This is a genomic window from Exiguobacterium sp. s63, assembly GCF_018617335.1.
Classification (GTDB): domain Bacteria; phylum Bacillota; class Bacilli; order Exiguobacteriales; family Exiguobacteriaceae; genus Exiguobacterium.
This window is the reverse complement of sequence record NZ_JACSKB010000002.1, coordinates 249,688-265,644: the sequence shown is the minus strand read 5'-3', so window position 1 is coordinate 265,644 and position 15,957 is coordinate 249,688. Positions and strand designations below refer to the sequence as shown.

At 43.7% G+C, this 15,957-nt stretch carries 25 protein-coding genes; 2 read left to right on the top strand and 23 right to left on the bottom strand.

Annotated features, from left to right (window positions below; all coding sequences use genetic code 11):
• From KNO90_RS08160 to KNO90_RS08090, 15 genes are all read right to left on the bottom strand, one after another.
• Positions 1–240 (bottom strand): hypothetical protein, encoded by a 240-nt coding sequence (locus KNO90_RS08160; RefSeq protein ID WP_215113424.1) that lies wholly within the window; start codon positions 238–240, stop codon positions 1–3.
• A 38-nt stretch (positions 241–278) separates the two neighbouring features.
• Positions 279–644 carry a hypothetical protein gene (locus KNO90_RS08155; protein WP_215113423.1) on the bottom strand — a complete coding sequence of 122 codons (366 nt, stop codon included), beginning with the start codon at positions 642–644 and terminating at the stop codon, positions 279–281.
• 55 nt (positions 645–699) lie between these two features.
• Positions 700–1,197, bottom strand: a complete 498-nt coding sequence (locus tag KNO90_RS08150) for a hypothetical protein (RefSeq protein WP_215113422.1) — start codon at positions 1,195–1,197, stop codon at positions 700–702.
• Positions 1,198–1,211: 14 nt separating this feature from the next.
• The gene (locus KNO90_RS08145; protein WP_215113421.1) at positions 1,212–1,607 is read right to left on the bottom strand and encodes a hypothetical protein; all 396 of its coding nucleotides are present in this window, start codon (positions 1,605–1,607) and stop codon (positions 1,212–1,214) included.
• A gap of 4 nt (positions 1,608–1,611) precedes the next feature.
• Positions 1,612–1,968, bottom strand: coding sequence for a hypothetical protein (locus KNO90_RS08140; protein WP_215113420.1), 357 nt, complete (start codon positions 1,966–1,968; stop codon positions 1,612–1,614).
• Entirely contained in the window at positions 1,961–2,263 is a 303-nt protein-coding gene (locus KNO90_RS08135) for a phage head closure protein (RefSeq protein ID WP_215113419.1), read from the bottom strand. Before KNO90_RS08135 ends, KNO90_RS08140 begins: the two co-directional genes overlap by 8 nt.
• Positions 2,256–2,528, bottom strand: coding sequence for a hypothetical protein (locus KNO90_RS08130; RefSeq protein ID WP_251127407.1), 273 nt, complete (start codon positions 2,526–2,528; stop codon positions 2,256–2,258). The genes KNO90_RS08135 and KNO90_RS08130 overlap by 8 nt, the downstream gene beginning before the upstream one ends.
• On the bottom strand, positions 2,528–2,722 hold the full coding sequence (locus tag KNO90_RS08125; RefSeq protein WP_215113417.1) for a hypothetical protein: 195 nt from the start codon (positions 2,720–2,722) through the stop codon (positions 2,528–2,530). Before KNO90_RS08125 ends, KNO90_RS08130 begins: the two co-directional genes overlap by 1 nt.
• Positions 2,723–2,737: 15 nt before the next feature.
• Positions 2,738–3,919, bottom strand: a complete 1,182-nt coding sequence (locus KNO90_RS08120; RefSeq protein ID WP_215113416.1) for a phage major capsid protein — start codon at positions 3,917–3,919, stop codon at positions 2,738–2,740.
• Positions 3,912–4,478 carry an HK97 family phage prohead protease gene (locus tag KNO90_RS08115; RefSeq protein ID WP_215113415.1) on the bottom strand — a complete coding sequence of 189 codons (567 nt, stop codon included), beginning with the start codon at positions 4,476–4,478 and terminating at the stop codon, positions 3,912–3,914. Before KNO90_RS08115 ends, KNO90_RS08120 begins: the two co-directional genes overlap by 8 nt.
• A complete protein-coding gene (locus KNO90_RS08110) occupies positions 4,471–5,676 on the bottom strand; it encodes a phage portal protein (protein WP_215113414.1) in 1,206 nt (401 codons plus the stop codon). Before KNO90_RS08110 ends, KNO90_RS08115 begins: the two co-directional genes overlap by 8 nt.
• 20 nt (positions 5,677–5,696) lie before the next feature.
• On the bottom strand, positions 5,697–7,439 hold the full coding sequence (locus KNO90_RS08105; RefSeq protein WP_215113413.1) for a terminase large subunit: 1,743 nt from the start codon (positions 7,437–7,439) through the stop codon (positions 5,697–5,699).
• Positions 7,436–7,786, bottom strand: a complete 351-nt coding sequence (locus KNO90_RS08100) for a P27 family phage terminase small subunit (RefSeq protein WP_353048487.1) — start codon at positions 7,784–7,786, stop codon at positions 7,436–7,438. The genes KNO90_RS08105 and KNO90_RS08100 overlap by 4 nt, the downstream gene beginning before the upstream one ends.
• Before the next feature lie 591 nt (positions 7,787–8,377).
• The gene (locus KNO90_RS08095; protein ID WP_215113412.1) at positions 8,378–9,124 is read right to left on the bottom strand and encodes a hypothetical protein; all 747 of its coding nucleotides are present in this window, start codon (positions 9,122–9,124) and stop codon (positions 8,378–8,380) included.
• Between the two features lie 146 nt (positions 9,125–9,270).
• A complete protein-coding gene (locus KNO90_RS08090) occupies positions 9,271–9,744 on the bottom strand; it encodes a hypothetical protein (RefSeq protein ID WP_215113411.1) in 474 nt (157 codons plus the stop codon).
• A 91-nt stretch (positions 9,745–9,835) separates the two neighbouring features.
• Here KNO90_RS08090 and KNO90_RS08085 point away from each other — a divergent pair, with 91 nt between their 5' ends.
• A complete protein-coding gene (locus KNO90_RS08085; protein ID WP_215113410.1) occupies positions 9,836–10,600 on the top strand; it encodes a DUF4393 domain-containing protein in 765 nt (254 codons plus the stop codon).
• 251 nt (positions 10,601–10,851) lie between these two features.
• Here KNO90_RS08085 and KNO90_RS08080 read toward each other — a convergent pair whose 3' ends face one another.
• From KNO90_RS08080 to KNO90_RS08055, 6 genes are all read right to left on the bottom strand, one after another.
• Positions 10,852–10,992, bottom strand: coding sequence for a hypothetical protein (locus KNO90_RS08080; RefSeq protein WP_214684689.1), 141 nt, complete (start codon positions 10,990–10,992; stop codon positions 10,852–10,854).
• A gap of 13 nt (positions 10,993–11,005) precedes the next feature.
• Positions 11,006–11,623: an ATP-binding protein gene (locus KNO90_RS08075; protein ID WP_215113409.1), complete on the bottom strand. Its 618-nt coding sequence runs from the start codon at positions 11,621–11,623 to the stop codon at positions 11,006–11,008.
• A gap of 190 nt (positions 11,624–11,813) precedes the next feature.
• Positions 11,814–12,602, bottom strand: coding sequence for a DnaD domain-containing protein (locus KNO90_RS14840; RefSeq protein ID WP_215113408.1), 789 nt, complete (start codon positions 12,600–12,602; stop codon positions 11,814–11,816).
• A 2-nt stretch (positions 12,603–12,604) separates the two neighbouring features.
• Positions 12,605–13,507, bottom strand: coding sequence for a recombinase RecT (locus KNO90_RS08065; RefSeq protein ID WP_215113407.1), 903 nt, complete (start codon positions 13,505–13,507; stop codon positions 12,605–12,607).
• A 2-nt stretch (positions 13,508–13,509) separates the two neighbouring features.
• On the bottom strand, positions 13,510–14,463 hold the full coding sequence (locus KNO90_RS08060; protein ID WP_215113406.1) for a YqaJ viral recombinase family nuclease: 954 nt from the start codon (positions 14,461–14,463) through the stop codon (positions 13,510–13,512).
• Positions 14,460–14,861 carry a hypothetical protein gene (locus KNO90_RS08055; protein ID WP_215113405.1) on the bottom strand — a complete coding sequence of 134 codons (402 nt, stop codon included), beginning with the start codon at positions 14,859–14,861 and terminating at the stop codon, positions 14,460–14,462. The genes KNO90_RS08060 and KNO90_RS08055 overlap by 4 nt, the downstream gene beginning before the upstream one ends.
• Positions 14,862–14,969: 108 nt before the next feature.
• Between KNO90_RS08055 and KNO90_RS08050 the strand changes: the two genes are divergently transcribed.
• Positions 14,970–15,293, top strand: coding sequence for a hypothetical protein (locus KNO90_RS08050; RefSeq protein ID WP_215113404.1), 324 nt, complete (start codon positions 14,970–14,972; stop codon positions 15,291–15,293).
• 191 nt (positions 15,294–15,484) lie between these two features.
• Here the strand turns inward: KNO90_RS08050 and KNO90_RS08045 are convergent, their stop codons facing one another.
• Both KNO90_RS08045 and KNO90_RS08040 read right to left on the bottom strand, forming a co-directional pair.
• Positions 15,485–15,634 (bottom strand): hypothetical protein, encoded by a 150-nt coding sequence (locus KNO90_RS08045; RefSeq protein WP_215113403.1) that lies wholly within the window; start codon positions 15,632–15,634, stop codon positions 15,485–15,487.
• A gap of 37 nt (positions 15,635–15,671) precedes the next feature.
• Positions 15,672–15,914, bottom strand: coding sequence for a helix-turn-helix domain-containing protein (locus KNO90_RS08040; RefSeq protein WP_215113402.1), 243 nt, complete (start codon positions 15,912–15,914; stop codon positions 15,672–15,674).
• Positions 15,915–15,957: the final 43 nt, after the last annotated feature.

Here is a 15,957-nt window from a genome sequence, read left to right as displayed (position 1 = left end):
TTACCCCCTCTCCCCGAAGTCTTGTACGAGCAATTCGGTCATGATTTCGTCTTTCGGACGTTGGTCGAGGCTGATTGGCTTCGGTTGTACCTTTTCATAAAACTCGTCGAACGACTCATAGTCGTCTTTGGTGTACATCGGGTAGCGAGCGAGCCACCACTGGTAGTACTGAGCGCGTTTTTCTTCCTCTAATCCATGAGCGATGAGTTTCATTGCACGTGAGAGGGGCATTTTCAGCACATATTCGATGTTTCCGTACCGTTTGAGTAGAAAATCCTCTATTCTTTCCCGATGGAGATGCCGGCATCCGCTAAAAAATCAGCAAATCCTTCGCGTTCCACGAGTTCCTTGAAAAAATCCTTCAATTCTTTCGGACGTAGTTTTCCGACTTCGGATTCTTTCATGCCTGTCATGTTTGCGACGAACTGCTTCACTTCTCTTCGTGCCTTGTGCAGACGACGAACAACTTTCGCCCCTAGATCCGGCAGTACTTTCATCATCAATTCACGACCGACCTGCTCCTCTGTCTTCCCTTCGAAGTTGGTCATGTCGAGCGCGTTCTCGACGTCCAATCGCAAGTCCATCTTGTCGATGATTTCGCTCATCAAAAACACGTCATCCAAATCAAAGTCTTTTTTAATCATGTACAATCCCTCCAAATTTTATATATTAAAAAAGAGAGCCGTTATTTCAGCTCTCTTACAGTCCAAATGCGACGTTCCAAGGCGGCGTGTCGCGTGTCGTTTCGTCGTAGTGTGCGGTAAACCCAATAGATGGTACCACTTCATTCTTGTCTTCGAGTTTCCACTCGAGATTATCCAAGTTCATTGCATTTTCAACCGTGATGACGACCGGCTTCCCGTCTTTCGTCTTCCCAGTCCATGTCACTTCGTTATAGTCCCCTTCAACAATCGTCAACGTACTCGTCATGATATCATCTACGTCAGTCGTGACCGAGATACCCGGATAGTACTTGCTCATGTCCGATGCGCTAAATGGCTCCAAAGCATTGACTGTCAACTTCGCGACTTCTGTGTCGATTACCTGACGCCCTTTCACTGGTCCTCGATCTCCGTCTGCCTCGATGCTTCGAATTTCACGTTCGACATCAAATTGCGAACCGCCACGCGTCAGACCGATTGGCGTGCCGGCTATGGCGACGACGCCATAGCCAAGCAAAATCTTTTCTGTTGCCATGTATAAAAACCTCCCTAGTTAAAATAAACACGCACGTCATAACGTAAGTTGACCGCCTGCACCCCACCGATTTCTAGGCTCGGGATGTGCTGCCGTTGCTCACGCTTGAAATGCGCGTTCAGTTCGTTCGTTTGTATAATCAATTGGTTCAATCCGGATGGGGATAAGCCGTCCCCGTCGCCATCAATCAAGTCGGCAAGATTCTCGAGCGCACGCACACTTACGTTCGCGTCGTCGTACACATCGACATGCACGTACAAATCATCGCTCGGAGACATGTCGAGTACGTTCTCGACGCGATAGATGATAAATGGATACGTCGGAGACTGCGGCGCCTTGTTGCGATAGACCTGAGTATACTTCGTTCGTAAGACGTCGTAGAGCGCGTCCGCAAATGCGTTCATGTTCATCGCGTCACTCCTTCCGAATCTCGTCTAATGCGGCGCCGATCAGTTGTTGAATGGCATTCGCGTTTTTGATGACGACGGGTTTGATCGGGTCAGCCTCTTGTCCGGTCATCATCGGACCGACGATGCCGGGAATCGACATCTTGAATCCGATTTGAATATCCTTCTCTTGTTTCCGCGCCCAATAGCCGAGCGACTTTTTCAAGATGCCACGCCGTTGATGAAACTGACTGTTGAGTGTCGTGCTTTTGATTTCACGCGTCAAGTTACGACCGATTTCATTCATGACCTTTTGTGGTTTTTCCTCGACACGTTGAATGACCTTCTCTAAATTCGATTCAAGTGTGAATTGTTTTTTAGCCATTGCTTGCACCTACTTTCGCGGTACAGACGAGTTCTCGTAAACCTCCGCGCTTAGCTGCACGAACGATGGAGTATTCGTTTCCGTCATGTCGTACGTATTCCTCGTTCGAATATTCAAAGTCATGAATCGCGAATGTGATCTCAGGTCGAAGTCCAGCACGCGAGGCCTGGTAAAATTCTGAACGTGAATCATCAAGCCGTTTCGCGAGGCGATGGGTCCATTTCATCGACTTCATCACTTCTCCGTACTCGATCACCTCGACCAAATCACCAAGTTCAATCTCTTCCTCAAACATTCGGACCACCTCCCTTGAGCATCAAATTGTGTAGACGCCACTGGAGATGACGAGGGAGCGTCGGGTTATCACGATTGTTATAACGGTACTCTGCGTAATCGATGACAAACATGAGATGTACCGTATTTGTTTCGTCTAGTGTGATGCCTTGAATACTCGTCAGCTCTTCTTCAATCCCTTGCAAGATTGCAAGTAGATACTCGTCACGTACGGTCGAAGTGATACCGAGTTTCGATTTAAAGATCGGGAGTGCCTGTGTGAACATCATGTATCACCTGTCTTTTTGATGAGCGCCTTGCGTTGACGATTATTCTTCGTACTCAGTGCTTCGAGACGTTCGTCCGAGATTTTCTTTTTCGTTGCCGGGTACTCGTCCCCGGGAGCGTAAAGACGCCCCTCAGGAAACGACTTACTTTTATCCTTTAAGTCCCGGAATGGATGAATCACGATGTACTCCACACCTCATTCCTCCTCTTATGCTCCGACGTCAGCCGTGTACGTCACGTAAAATCCTGCAGCTGAATCGGTTGCCTCTGCATCAAAACGTACGAAGCCGGCAAGCAATTGACCATACACATCGTTATCAACCCATTTAACTGTCGCTCGTTTGCGATCAAATAACGTCATGAAGGATTTTGCGTCTCCGATGAAGCCGACCAAATCACCAGTTGCCACTCCAATCATCTCATCATCTAACACGATGACCTCTTTACCGAGCAACTTCTTGCCTGATTCAACTGTAATATCATCTGACAAGAGGTATCGGCCATTCGCATCTTTCGTTGTGTCGAGTTCGTTGAAAAGAGAAGCCGAGAGGAATGCTTTTGGCATATACACTTTTTTCAAATCGACGTTGAACACACGTTTCAAGCCATCAATCCCTGTCACCGCTTTTGCTGGTGCCGTTTTGAGAACGGAAGCGATGGCTGCGTTTTTCGTGTTCAATTCTTGGTTCTGAATTTCCTTCGTAATCAAATCAAGTACATCGTAATCCGCATCATCAATAACTTCTTGTGACACCGGAATGTAACCGCGGTATGTGTCGATATCATACGCAACTTCATCAATTGATGGTTTTGCTAACTCTGGGTTGGCCGCGAGCTCGGCGACCGAGACCATCTTGTTCCCTGATTTCTTGATGACCGGGTACTTTCCAGATCCGCTGTTCACTTTCGCGATGTTGACGTACTTTGAAAGATCAACCTCTTCCTCAGGTACTTCTTGTGGTTTGAGTAATTCTTCTGGAATCAACGCACCGCCTTCGACCGACGTGAATCCGGCACGTTCCTGCCCTTTCGATCGTACATATGCAACGATGCCGTCACGTGCTTCAGTTTGTTGTAGGTTCATTCTACGTCCCGCTCCTTTTTGTTGCGCGCCCTGTGGCGCTTTGTCGTTGAGTGCTTCAAGTTCCGTTTCAAGTGCGGCAATCTCTTCTTCAAGTTGCGTCTTTTCATTGTTCTTCGATTCGAGCTCCGCCTGAATTGCTTCTACTTCTTGTTCGACTGGAGCAAGGTCTTCCTCGTTCTCCACGTCATCAATCGCTTTCAACACTTCATCTTCACGCAATTTGATCTTGCTTAATTCCGATTTGATACCTTCAAGCGCACTTCGCTTGAGTTTAAGTTTCGAGCCGATAATGATTGCTTTAGCCATGCTGTAATCGCTCCTTTAGTTGACGCTTACGCGTCTGTAGTTTTTCGCGTTTGAACGCGTCTAAATCTTGCTGTCGTGCTGAAATTTCTGTTTGGGGATATGCCGGAAACACGCAAGGGCTCACTTCGAACAAATCAATTTCACGTAAAATGAATTTGTCACCTCCCGCAGCTCTTGATTCATGCTCTTCTTTGATTGGATAGAATCCAAAGGAGCAACCCGTCACATCTCCGCGTTGAATCCGGTGATACGCATCCATCGCCTGCTGGTCCTTTTGGTTGATTTCGACGCGACCCCAAAGACCGACTTCATCCGCTCGAAGTTCAAGAGTCTTGTTGCCACTCCGACCGAGCACTAAATTCGTGTCGTGGTTGAATAGACTGCGCACGTCATTGCTTTTCAAACTCTTCGTGATTGCCTCTGGCGCTACTTCCTCATAAAATTCAGGAAACAATTCGGTTTCTGAGTTGAATTTGATAAAGTATCCCTCTATATAGAGCTTGTCTTCTTCCTGTTCCGCCCGAAACTCGGTCGTCAGATAAGAGGCTCGTTTATGCATTCGTATCACCTCCTTTCAAGTCACTCGAGTCATTCGAGAGCTTGTTCTGCTTATCTACATCTTCTTGCTTTATAAAGTTTTCGAGCACGAGCAACTCTTCCATCTCGGGATCTGGGTCAAGCCCGACCCAGTTGCGTAGCTCGTTCCGTCGCATTGCATTGATTTTGGCCATGCTACTTCCTGCGTTGACGAGTTCGGTCAAGTTATAGCTGTACAGGCTTCGTGGATTGAGTTTGAAATACCACTGCTCTTTGTAGACAAGATCTTTCGTCAGTGTCTGTGCAATGATGCTACCGATACTCATAACTGTCGTATTAATAAAGTTATTGTATTCATCTTTGTTAAATGTTCCGACACCCAACAAAAAAGCAGGCACTCCAAGGAGTCCTGCAACGGTCTTCTTATCAATTTCTACTGATTCGTTAATGGCGATGTCATTCAACGACAAGGGTTTGACTTGTTGCACGTCAATGAGTTCTGCCGGTATGACCCAAGGCTTACCTGCGCTTGAGTCGGTGATGTACTTGCTTAAAATCTTGTCTCGACCTTCTTCAGTCGTAAATTCTTCGGTGAGTCCGTCCGCTTTGATGATCAGGTTCGGCATATACTTGCCCGACATAAACGTACTCTTCGTTTGTGTGGCCTGTTGTAAGTTTTTGACGATATCTTTCAAGACAAGTCGATACCCTGTACCAACATACGGCACGTTCGGACTCGGATTTCGTACAAAGTGAATGAGTTCATCCGGGTCATAATTCTTTTCGTGATAGAGCACGCTGTATCCGTCTTTTGCATCGCAAAAACTGACAAGCGACATGTCGAAGGGGGTCAAATTCTCGATGAGCCCTGTCTTTCGATCAACCGAGATATGACAAATTGAGTTGCCGTCACCATATAGCAATAAGTCAGACACAATCTTATACACCCACGCTTTACGCGTCATGTGTCGATGCGGTTCAATATCGATTTTCCGAGATAGTCCGTTCTTGATTCGTTCATCGCCCATATCTGTATTTTGCATAAGTTGAATCGTCATGTTGCTGACGAGATCTGCGACCCGATCGACCGCAATTCGGACATCCGGATTGTCGGACAGTTTCGTGTAACTTCCATCAAGCATCTTCTCAAAATACTCACCAGGAGAAGCTACGACTTGTAATGCTCTTTTCTTCGGTCTCCAAAAATTCCAAAATCCCATTCGTTCACCTCCTTCAAACTTTAACTATTGAGCCACTGGCTTGCTGTCGATTGACGACTTAAATCTTCTAGCATTTGTACAGCACCAAAGACACCGGCATCGAACAAATCGATTCGAGCGCTACCACCATCGCCATCGATTTTCTCGTACTGAATCATGTCGTCCGTCTTTTCGATAGCTCGTACATTCTGGACGCAATATTCAAATGCTTGATTGCCCACGTAGTACAGTTCTTTGTTCTTCGCTTTGACCTCGATGCGTCGGAAGCCTTCTGACTTTTTATAAAAGTACTGTGGTTGGTCCACGATCTTAAATCCAGCTTTTTTCATCCCTAAGAAAAACTCACGCCCGAACTTCTTGTCGAATCCAATGAGTTTGATTTTAAATCCTTTGGACCGCATCGACTTGAACCAATTGATGACGTCATCGTAACTGACGGTTGGTGTGTTACTCATCGTGAGCACACCATCATCTTGCCATCCGAATAGAGGGATATTGTCCTCGTCCGCTTTTTGGTATGCGGTCGTAATCGGGAAAAATGCATGAGTGATGACGATATCGATTTCTCTGCCCTTATATGTGGTACGTCCGTACAACGCAGTAGCCGTTAAGTCATGCAGTTTTGACAAGTCTGCCCCGCCGTACCACTGAATATTGAGTTTTGCCAAATCTTCAAGCGTCCAATCGAACTGTCGATCACTTGCCCGAAACTCTTCTATGTTGAAGTAAGCACGTAAGGCGCTTGTGTAGATGTTGAGCGACTTGGCAAAAAAGTCTTTTCGTTGTTGCGGGTCATTCTGTGCCTGTAATGCATCGTTCATGATGTCATCTGGTCGGATGGTGATACCGTAGTTCGGATTCGCTTTCTCGTGTTGCTCTGCGCTCGTATAATCGACGTTTCCATTCTCGTCCTCATCCGCCTTTGCGATAAAGACAAAATACGCTTCATCGGTCACCGTCTTATCTAATATCTTTTGACAGTATTTTAATCGGTTGTAGCAAAACGAGTTCATATTGTCACCGGCAGTCGTGATACCAATCATAAGTTTATTCGTGTATGCCTTCATCGCTTCCTTGATGATGTTGTATTGTTTCGCTGTCCGATAGGCATGCAACTCATCGGCAATTGCAATGTTACAGTTTAAGGAGTCTTGTTTGTCCGGATTGGCAGCGAGTGCTTCGATGTGCAAAAAACCGTCACCTAAGTCACCTGAGATTGAGTGTTCCGCGTTGTTGTCGAGCACCTTGAAGTTATCCGCTTCGCCCATCTCTCGAAGATTGAAGTTGATGTAATCAAAACTCTGAACTGCTTGTCGAAGAGCCGCTGCCACAATGTAGATTGTCGAGCCGCTCCGTCGTTCGAGTAAAGAGAGTGCCCATGAGAGCGCTGCAACGAAGCGCGTTTTTCCGTTCTTACGTGGAAGAAAGATGAATGCTTCTTTGTAGCGACGTATCTTCGTCCCTGTTAAAAAGAACGCGAGCAAGTTGTAAATGATAAACTTCTGCCACGGTTCCAACAAAAAAGGCGCACCGCGCAATGGTGTGCCGTCTAAGCGTTCGCCTTTGTCATGGACGAACGTCTTCTCGATGATTTGAATGACAAACTCAGCATCTTTCGGCTTGAAGTCATACTCCGGTCGTTCCAAGTCCTCTTTGAATCGTTTCGCCGCCTGCACGATTTCTTTTGAGGCGAGTTTCTCACCACTGATGACCGCGTCAGCATAATCGAGGACCATTTGCAGGTTTACATGTTGCGTGTTCATGTCAGATCACGAAGCACCGCTGCCAACCCTGAACTCTTCTGCTTCTCAGATGTCACGTTTTCGAGTGATTTCGGGTTCAAGCACAGACGGTCGGAATAGGCGAGAATATCTTTTCGTAGATTTTCGAGGGTGGCGACGATTGCCGATTTTTTTGACCCTCCTGCAGCAGTCTCGGTCTCATACTGTCTACCGGATACTTCGAAATCCTGCAGTGCTTCGTTGTATTGATGGACCAAATCAGCATAAATTGAAATGAGTCGATTGTACTCCGGTCGATGTGTCCCGAGCGCCTTCATATCAACGATTGTCGCTCGTTTGATAGTCTCCTTACTTGGTAACTTCGGCACGTCTTCACCTCCTCAAAAAAAGTTTTTGAAACTTCGCGCACTTGGAAGAAGTTCCCCCCGCCGGCCCTGATTATCAATAAAATTCGTTCAATCAGAGGGGGGGATCTCCGCATAGAACCTTTCGAATTCTTTCCTTCGCTTTTGTTGCCATTCCAACCCTCTTCCAATCACAGTATCATTGTTTCTATCATGGAATGTATTGTGTATTTTATTGGTCAGTGGTATCAAGTTCCAGTCCTCATATGCAAGCTCTGGGTATTGCTCAAGCGGATAGATATGATGTAACACCTGTGCCCCCTCTGATTTACCGTAACGTTTGCTCTCAGCACATAAGTAATCGTGCTGTTTAAAGATAAATTTGCGCTTACTCAGCCATCGATTTGTTTTGTAAAATGCTAGACCTCTATTCGTATTTCCACGTATCGTTTGATTGTTAACACTGTAAGTCAAATCGTAATACCCCTCCTTAATTTGTAACCATAAAACCACTTCCTAAGAAACGACAGGAACAAGAGGAGAATTGTTCATCATCAGAAACCATTTTAAGGTATCAAAAAAGACGCCTAAGGCGCCAAAACTATAATATATAAATCATTCATTGTCGGATATTGTGTCTATAGAGGAGAAGAAAATAATAAATCGTTTACCAAATGGAGTTAATTCGTAATCAAGTAAACTAAATGATTTTGGGATATTGTCAAAAGGAGACTTAGTCGGTTCACCATAGCTCTTTCTGTAATCATCATTCTTTTCAGTAACTAAACCCAATCGCTCTAATTTGTTTACTAAATACCTTTCTACATCCTTTCTTTCCGCTCTTCTTTCCTGTAACTCCCTTCTTTCTGATTGACTAAGACCATACATTTCCGCTGGGTCTTCCAATCTAATATTTAATGTAGCCTTCGAATAATCAATAGGTTTATAGTTTTTTATCAAGAATACAATGTCAGCGAGCCTCAATTCCTCTAAAACATCGTAGTAGTGAAAAATCGTATCAAGATCAGTAATATTTTTATCAACTAAATGTTCGAAACCATCAATAATAACTTTAATTTTTTCTTCTTGAGGTTCATTCAATATCTTACTGACAATCACCGGGAAGATTTCTTCTTTAAACAGTTCAGTTTCTTCGCTATTTTCAATTTTTGAAGCTATTTTTTCAAGTTTAGGACCCATTTCTTTAAAGGCACGGTCTATTTTTCTATGTTGATACTGATGGTAGTATTTACCCAAAACAGGGGCTAGAGTAGCGGTTCCATCCACCAATATGCGTACAGGTTCTTGCGCTTTTTCCGGTAGTTCACTGTACATTTGATCTACAAATTCCTCAAACTTCAAGGTTAACAACTCCTTTACCAATTATTAATGATAGTAACAAGAGTTCACTTGCATTGTGTGAGACTACTAATACTATCAATTATAAACTCAAATTATTATAAACTTATCCTGATTTCATCCTGTTATCTTCCTGTTTTTTTCCTGACTTATTTATACCATAGTCTGAAAATATCAGCTATCTGTCCACGAAGTCCATCTAACGCATTGTAGAACCTGTCATTCCCCCAACCGAGTTCATCTCGCACGTAAATATCTTTACGTCGACGCCGTTTATACTTGTGATCCCAAACACTCAACTCGTCCGCAGCCAAATAAGTTCGAATCCAGTTCATTTTGTTGAGTTCATTTTTAAGTACAATAAGTTCTCGTTCAGCTTCAACAATCATCTGATCGTAGTGCTGTTGCTCCTTCAATCGGTGCGGATGACTCATCGACTCACTGGCAGCATAGTTGACAGTCAGAGAGGACCGAAGACTTATCTCCGGTCCACCATTGATGATTTCCTCTGCCTGTTGGATTAGCAAAGGGAGTTTGAAATATCGATGAAGCAATTCATCTACTTGTCTGCGTAATCGCTTGTCGTCTTTGACCCGTGTTTCAATCCATTTGAGTTGGTTCAATATCATGCACTCCTTCTCAATAATTTTTATTTTGTTTTCTTAAAACATTATTTTTTGTACAATGGAATAAAAATACAAGGAGATGATACATTTGCCAGAAAATCCACTTCTTACAGTTGTGCCAAAGATTTTAGAAAATGCTCTTTCTGATCCTGCCAAAGAAGTAGGAAGGTTTGTCAGTAATATTTTTTACGTGGTTTTCAGTCCGATTAATTTTCCTACTGAAAAATATAGACTTAGACAAGAAAAAAACTTAGAGGCCTATTCTAAATCACTAGATACAGAAATTTCAAAAATTCCTGAAAGTAATTTAATTGATCCACCATTAAATATTGTCGGACCAGCACTTGAAGCATCAAAGTACTATATTGAAGATGAACCAATTAGAAATATGTTTGCGAAACTAATAGCTTCATCAATGAATAGTGAAACTACCTCAAATGCTCACCCTTCTTTTATAGAAATGATAAAGCAAATGACTCCTTTGGATGCTCAGAACCTCAGTCTCATAGGGGTTAATGACACTGGGCTTCCAATTGCAAATTGCTTGGTTCTAGCAGATATCAATAGTGGTGAACTCCCTATTCTCCGTGATTTATTTTTAAATAATGACAATTGTAAAGACCATTATTTAAATGCTGCTTCTTTGAAAAATTTAGAAAGATTAGGACTTATCGAATTAGATTATCTATTTCATTTCAAAAATGATGATTTGTATGAACCATTCCAAAAAACTGAAGAATATTTAAAAATAGTTGAACTTAGTAATAAAAAAGGCTATGAGGTATCTTTACAAAAAGGACGTGCGCAAGTCACTACTTTTGGAAACCAATTCTATAATGTTTGTATTGAATGACATGAATATTATCTAAATGAGAAATAAGCAATAGGTATACCTTATCTCTCATTTAGATATTTTTTTAATTTATCCTGAACTGTCCGGGCAATGAACCCCAGACAGATGATGATTCCGGCTACCGCAAACTCCGTTACTGAATCACTCATCTCTCAAGCTCCTGTATATGTTCGTATGACCAAACGACAATCGTGAGAAGTGAAGCGCAGGGACTGCGATGATAGCAATCGCTACCATGATTCCAAACCCCGTCATGCAGCTCGATCCTCTTCTAATTTCTTCAGCAGTTCGTCAAATCGACGCTCTGCCTCTGCAATCTTCTCTGGGTCCGTTTCAATCACGGGCTTATAAGCCCAACAATTGCCTTCCTCTGTATATTCAAATAGGTCCATATCTATCTCTCCTTTACCACGCCAATTTTTCTTTGCGACGATGACTCGCTCCCACCATCGAATATCGCTTCAAGTCGTCAACCATCCTGTCATAGTTGCGACCTCCGATTTTCTCTTCCAGCATTTCTGCATCGAGGTTTGTCGTGTAGATGGTCCGCTTCCCTTGGCGGCCGTCTAAGATTAAGAAAAGCTTGTCCTGACACCACGCTTCGCGACCGCTCTCCGCCCCGATGTCATCGAGCACTAGTAGCTCTACGCTATTGATAAGCCCGATTAGTCCATCTTCGGTGATTTTAGAATCCCGATTGTAAGTCTCCTTGATTTTGCTGAACAGTTTCGGGACGCTGATGAAGAGCGCGGTATGACCGTTGTTGATGGCTAATTTCGTGGCACTGATGGCCAAGTGGCTTTTGCCGGTGCCGTACGACCCGTAAAGGAGCACGTTTCCTGGTAGCCACTCACTCACATATCTCCGGACCGAGCGAGCAACCTCTCGGAAGTCCTCGTCGGTAGTAATAAAATTGCTGAACGTGGCGTCTTTGATTTTCTCGTTCACGAGCGAGTTCTCGTTGAATGTCTTCAAGTGTCTCTGCATTTTTTTGGTTTTTGCTTCTTTCTGACGTTCTTGCATATAGTCCAGCACCTCACATCCGCAAGGTGTCCACGATTCTACTCGTTCTTGTGTTCGTGGGTCATAGAATTTAGTAAAGTGATATTCTGATCTGCAGCGCAGGCAACAGGACTGATTCGAATTCTCGAACTTGAATTGACCCACCAAACCGGTTGAAATTCTGCTAACATGCTCCATCCATCAGTCCCCCTTAATCGAAAGTTGGTTTGAATGTCTTAGGCGACCTATCTGTTTTTGATTGTTTGTTTTTACGTTCTAGTTCAAAAGCATTCAATTTTTGTATTGAGTCAATGCCGTTATTACTCCAATTACGATGGATGCCCTGGATATATTTCCAATTTCGATTATTTGTTTCACTCGCGATTCGTATGGAGCGCTCGACCAACTCAAATCCAAATTCTTGAATAGCTGCCTCTAGTTCTTTTGCAAATCCTGATGGGAAAATTCCGATGAAGGATTCATAGACTTGAATCATATGACCGACATGATCGACCGACTCATTTTTTAACTGTTCGTCTGTCTGTTGGTTATTCTGTTGGTTATGGTTATTATGTTGGTTATCTGTTGGTTCTGGTTGCGATATCGTCTGTATAGGGTATCCGTACTGTATGCATAGTGTGATTACATCTTCTTTGAACTCATTTGTCTTGATTTCCATCAACTGTTTGTCTATCAGTTGCGCAACCTTCGGTGAACGGGCTGAGTTATATTTTAGCCAGTTCATGATAATTAACTCGGAATTCTCCTCGTTATATTTGATGCGACCGTATCCGACAAAACGTTCAATCATCTTGTCGACAGTTGTTTTATCCCAACCTAAATCGAATGCCATCACTCGTTTATTGATGCGATAGACACCGCTCTGAGTTGTCTTGTTGTTTGTCATCAAATACAAGAAGAAATATTTATCTTCAGGTGTGAAATCTGCGACCATTTCATCCTGCCAAAAATCAATATGAATCTGTCTGTAAATTGCCACTATTATTCCTCCTCATTTGCAAATGGATCATCGTCTTTCTCTGCTTTTGGTTGTACCTCTTCAAAAGTATATTCTGTACCGTTATCTACGAATGACGTGTCAATCACGGCTTGACTGGTCGCAGCTGACTGACGTACACGTGATACGCTATTGTCCGCATGAATAAGCTCTCCTAGATGCTGTACTTCTCCATTCTCTCGTTCGATAGACAATGGAGCCGTCTTAAGTAATCGAATGATGACTGTCTTCTTCGCCATTTCGACAAAGTGATCTTTCCAAGGTCCGACAATCGAACCGTTATACTTTGATTTGGTAAATCGGTCACGGTGACCCTCTATCTGCTCTCGTGTCATGACCACAAAGTCATTCCCACCATCTTTGAGATGGTAGACTGCATAGACGTGGGTGACCTTGTCCGGGTCTGACTCTCCGCATGGCACATGGTGCAGGTCTTTGTTTAACCCATACGCATACTCGAACTCGTCACCCTCATATACCTCATGGGCATACAACTGCTTCAGTTCACCGGAGCGACGAGCCAAGTCAATCGCCCCCTTATAGCCAAGCTGAAATTGTGCCTCCATTTGCTTCGTCTTCCCGTTGTAGAAAGGTAGGATATAGGCGTGTCCAATTAGGTTCGGTTCGACTCCGAGCGCCGCGCAGTTGACGATTGCACCGACAAGTGTCATTTCGTCACATTCGAATAGTTTCGGGTTTCGAGTGGCAGCACTAATTGTCAGACGTGCCAATCGTTCTGGCGTCACATGTTTGGGTACCAGTGACTGGATCGCCTTGTAGTTGTTGTTGATGAGGGACTTGAGCCGACGCTCATTGTCTCCTGCTTGCGCCGGTGGTTGTGCACTTCGATTAGCCAATTGATTCTTCACGTCCGCTGTTTTTGCCATGGTTACTTCGCCTCCTTGATTGCAAATCGTCTTGTCGGTTTACCTACCTTGATGCATTGTGTATAAATTTCCGGATGCTCGAGTTTCAGTTTTTTTGAATCAATTGTTTCGCGCGCTTTAACCGTCTTCCATTCGACAAAATGATTCTGAGCGATACCAATTTCCGCTTCACCAATCAACGCCTTGAGTTTGTTTTCCGCTTCTGTCTTTTGAACTTTCAACTCATCCAACTGTTCGCTCGTCTTCTTGTATTGCTCAATCCACTTTTCCGCGTCGTCCGGAAGCTCTGCCTCTGAACCTTGTTCTGCCGTCGGAAACATCCGACCAAGTAGATCACTCGACGCTTTTGAACCATCATAAGCAGGTGGCACTCTCTTGAGGACATGGTTGTTCCAAAAATCAGACGCAATTCCGATGATGTACTGAATCATTTCTTCGTCTCGTTCGATACGCTTGTAAATAAATTTTTGACCGCCGACAAGGGTTGCAATCCATGCTGCCTCGTATCCAGTGACCGCGAGGTAATGCATGACTTGGAGGATGTACTCAGCCGGAATCTCGTCCTCCTCCCATTCCTTTAGGCGGTACGCAGAAGACGTCTTGCACTCGAGAATTTCTTTTTTACCAATCAGGACCCGGTCGAGGTTCGCAATCATGAACGAATGATCTGGATGAGCGAGCATTCGATTGTCACGACGTACCTTGAAATCCGTCTGTGATTGAAACTCTCTTGCGACAACATCTTCAAGGACATTGCCCCAATATGCAGCCTCTCCAGTGGTATCTTCGATTTTGGTTTCACCAACTTTATCTAAATAAACACTCATCGCTGATTTGTATTTGTTCAATCCGGCGATGGCCGAGATATCCGATCCACCAATCCCATTACGACGCATTTTCAACCATTCTTCACGGCTCATCCCGCTCACGTTCGCTAATGCAATAACGTTGCTCATTTTTTATCCTCCTCTGTTGCTCGAATGTATATTTGTTCCTGAGTTGAATGATTTTCTGGAACTCTAAATAGTTTTCTTATTTTCAAGAGATAAAGGCCCTCTGATTGTCTTTTCGTGATGGCCAGTGTAACAAGTGCATATTCGACGGCTGCCAACCAATCCACAAATTCGTATTTTTTATTGAACTCAACGTCAGATAGCGTTATTGCATCCGCGCAAAACACTTCCTCGTTTTTCAGTTCAGTCATGCACGTGGTATACTGTCTCCATAAAATGTAGTGATGCGCCTGTTCTTCATCGAGGACGATTAGACTGACCAAATGGTCCAGTCCTTTGCGCCCTTGAGCTAGACGTTCTTCTACGATGCTACGTAGGATGCTCTCTAAAAGTTCATTCACAAATAATCACTACTTTCTGGACCGGCTCCGCATGGCCGGTCTTTTTTTGATGTTTACGATTCCTGTAGTTCACCTCACGTGATATCCTATTATTGGAAGGAGGTGAACATGATGAAACGTGATGGATTTGATGAGTTTTCTCAACGCTTGAACGAAATTGCTGATCATGCCAGTGAGATTCATGGGAAGCAATCAGTACCACTTGAAGACTTGATGACAGACTCATTCATTCGTGAACACACTACATACTTTAATTTTGATTCGTGGTTCGAAGCTGGGGGCTTCTCTGCTGAGTCAACTGAAGAGTTTGAAGCGATTGATGAATCAGTACTTGATCAGTACGTTGCGAGCACCACAAAGTTCAATGATTGGCAAGATATGTTGCATAAAGCAGCAGGCACTTGGGGATTAAATCAGATTCTTGGAAATTGAATCATGACAGTTTAGTTTGAAGTTGCTCTATCTCTTTGAGCGTCATACTTAACTCCTCAAGTTGCTCTCCAGCGATTTGAAGGAGTTTTTTTTAATTCTTGCAAGTCTTTGTGCTCCGAAAAATCGATAGTTACATGCAACTGATTTGAAGTGATTCTTTGAGAAGCTATGACCTTCTCTCCTTTCTCGAGTTATTGTTTGACTTTCTTTTCTTCCTCTTCGCGCATCTTAGCTGCAGCTAAGCGTGGTGCAGATGTCTTTTTAAAGAACTGAACCATTGCTTTCGCTGTCTGCGGTGAAATCCCAAAGTCTGCTGGACTTTTTTTGAGTTTTTCCTCCATCTTTAAAGCTCCTTTCAGCTAAATACCTATTTCACCTTTAAACGGTGATTGATGTTAAAAAAATATCATCATATTCTCCATCTTCTACACAAGGAAGCTCAATTAAATCTTCAGGAAAGTTATATAGTTGCGATGCTTTTCGTAACGAATGACCAGGAATAGCAGTTATGCCATTCTCATAATTTCGAAGAGTTTTAGTAGAGATACCAAGCGCTTTGGCTGCTGTTCTCTGATCAATCCGCGCATTAATTCTTGCCGCTTTTAAGGAAATTCTAATCACTTGATTTCACCTCCTAGTTATCTGTTAAGATAAATTTATCACC

Coding starts and splice junctions, on each gene's coding strand:
- KNO90_RS08155 (WP_215113423.1), bottom strand. CDS start 644: ATGATTAAAAAAGACTTTGATTTGGATGACGTGTTTTTGATGAGCGAA.
- KNO90_RS08150 (WP_215113422.1), bottom strand. CDS start 1,197: ATGGCAACAGAAAAGATTTTGCTTGGCTATGGCGTCGTCGCCATAGCC.
- KNO90_RS08145 (WP_215113421.1), bottom strand. CDS start 1,607: ATGAACATGAACGCATTTGCGGACGCGCTCTACGACGTCTTACGAACG.
- KNO90_RS08140 (WP_215113420.1), bottom strand. CDS start 1,968: ATGGCTAAAAAACAATTCACACTTGAATCGAATTTAGAGAAGGTCATT.
- KNO90_RS08135 (WP_215113419.1), bottom strand. CDS start 2,263: ATGTTTGAGGAAGAGATTGAACTTGGTGATTTGGTCGAGGTGATCGAG.
- KNO90_RS08130 (WP_251127407.1), bottom strand. CDS start 2,528: ATGTTCACACAGGCACTCCCGATCTTTAAATCGAAACTCGGTATCACT.
- KNO90_RS08120 (WP_215113416.1), bottom strand. CDS start 3,919: ATGGCTAAAGCAATCATTATCGGCTCGAAACTTAAACTCAAGCGAAGT.
- KNO90_RS08115 (WP_215113415.1), bottom strand. CDS start 4,478: ATGCATAAACGAGCCTCTTATCTGACGACCGAGTTTCGGGCGGAACAG.
- KNO90_RS08110 (WP_215113414.1), bottom strand. CDS start 5,676: ATGGGATTTTGGAATTTTTGGAGACCGAAGAAAAGAGCATTACAAGTC.
- KNO90_RS08105 (WP_215113413.1), bottom strand. CDS start 7,439: ATGAACACGCAACATGTAAACCTGCAAATGGTCCTCGATTATGCTGAC.
- KNO90_RS08080 (WP_214684689.1), bottom strand. CDS start 10,992: ATGGACCTATTTGAATATACAGAGGAAGGCAATTGTTGGGCTTATAAG.
- KNO90_RS08075 (WP_215113409.1), bottom strand. CDS start 11,623: ATGCAAGAACGTCAGAAAGAAGCAAAAACCAAAAAAATGCAGAGACAC.
- KNO90_RS08065 (WP_215113407.1), bottom strand. CDS start 13,507: ATGGCAAAAACAGCGGACGTGAAGAATCAATTGGCTAATCGAAGTGCA.
- KNO90_RS08060 (WP_215113406.1), bottom strand. CDS start 14,463: ATGAGCAACGTTATTGCATTAGCGAACGTGAGCGGGATGAGCCGTGAA.
- KNO90_RS08050 (WP_215113404.1), top strand. CDS start 14,970: ATGATGAAACGTGATGGATTTGATGAGTTTTCTCAACGCTTGAACGAA.
- KNO90_RS08045 (WP_215113403.1), bottom strand. CDS start 15,634: ATGGAGGAAAAACTCAAAAAAAGTCCAGCAGACTTTGGGATTTCACCG.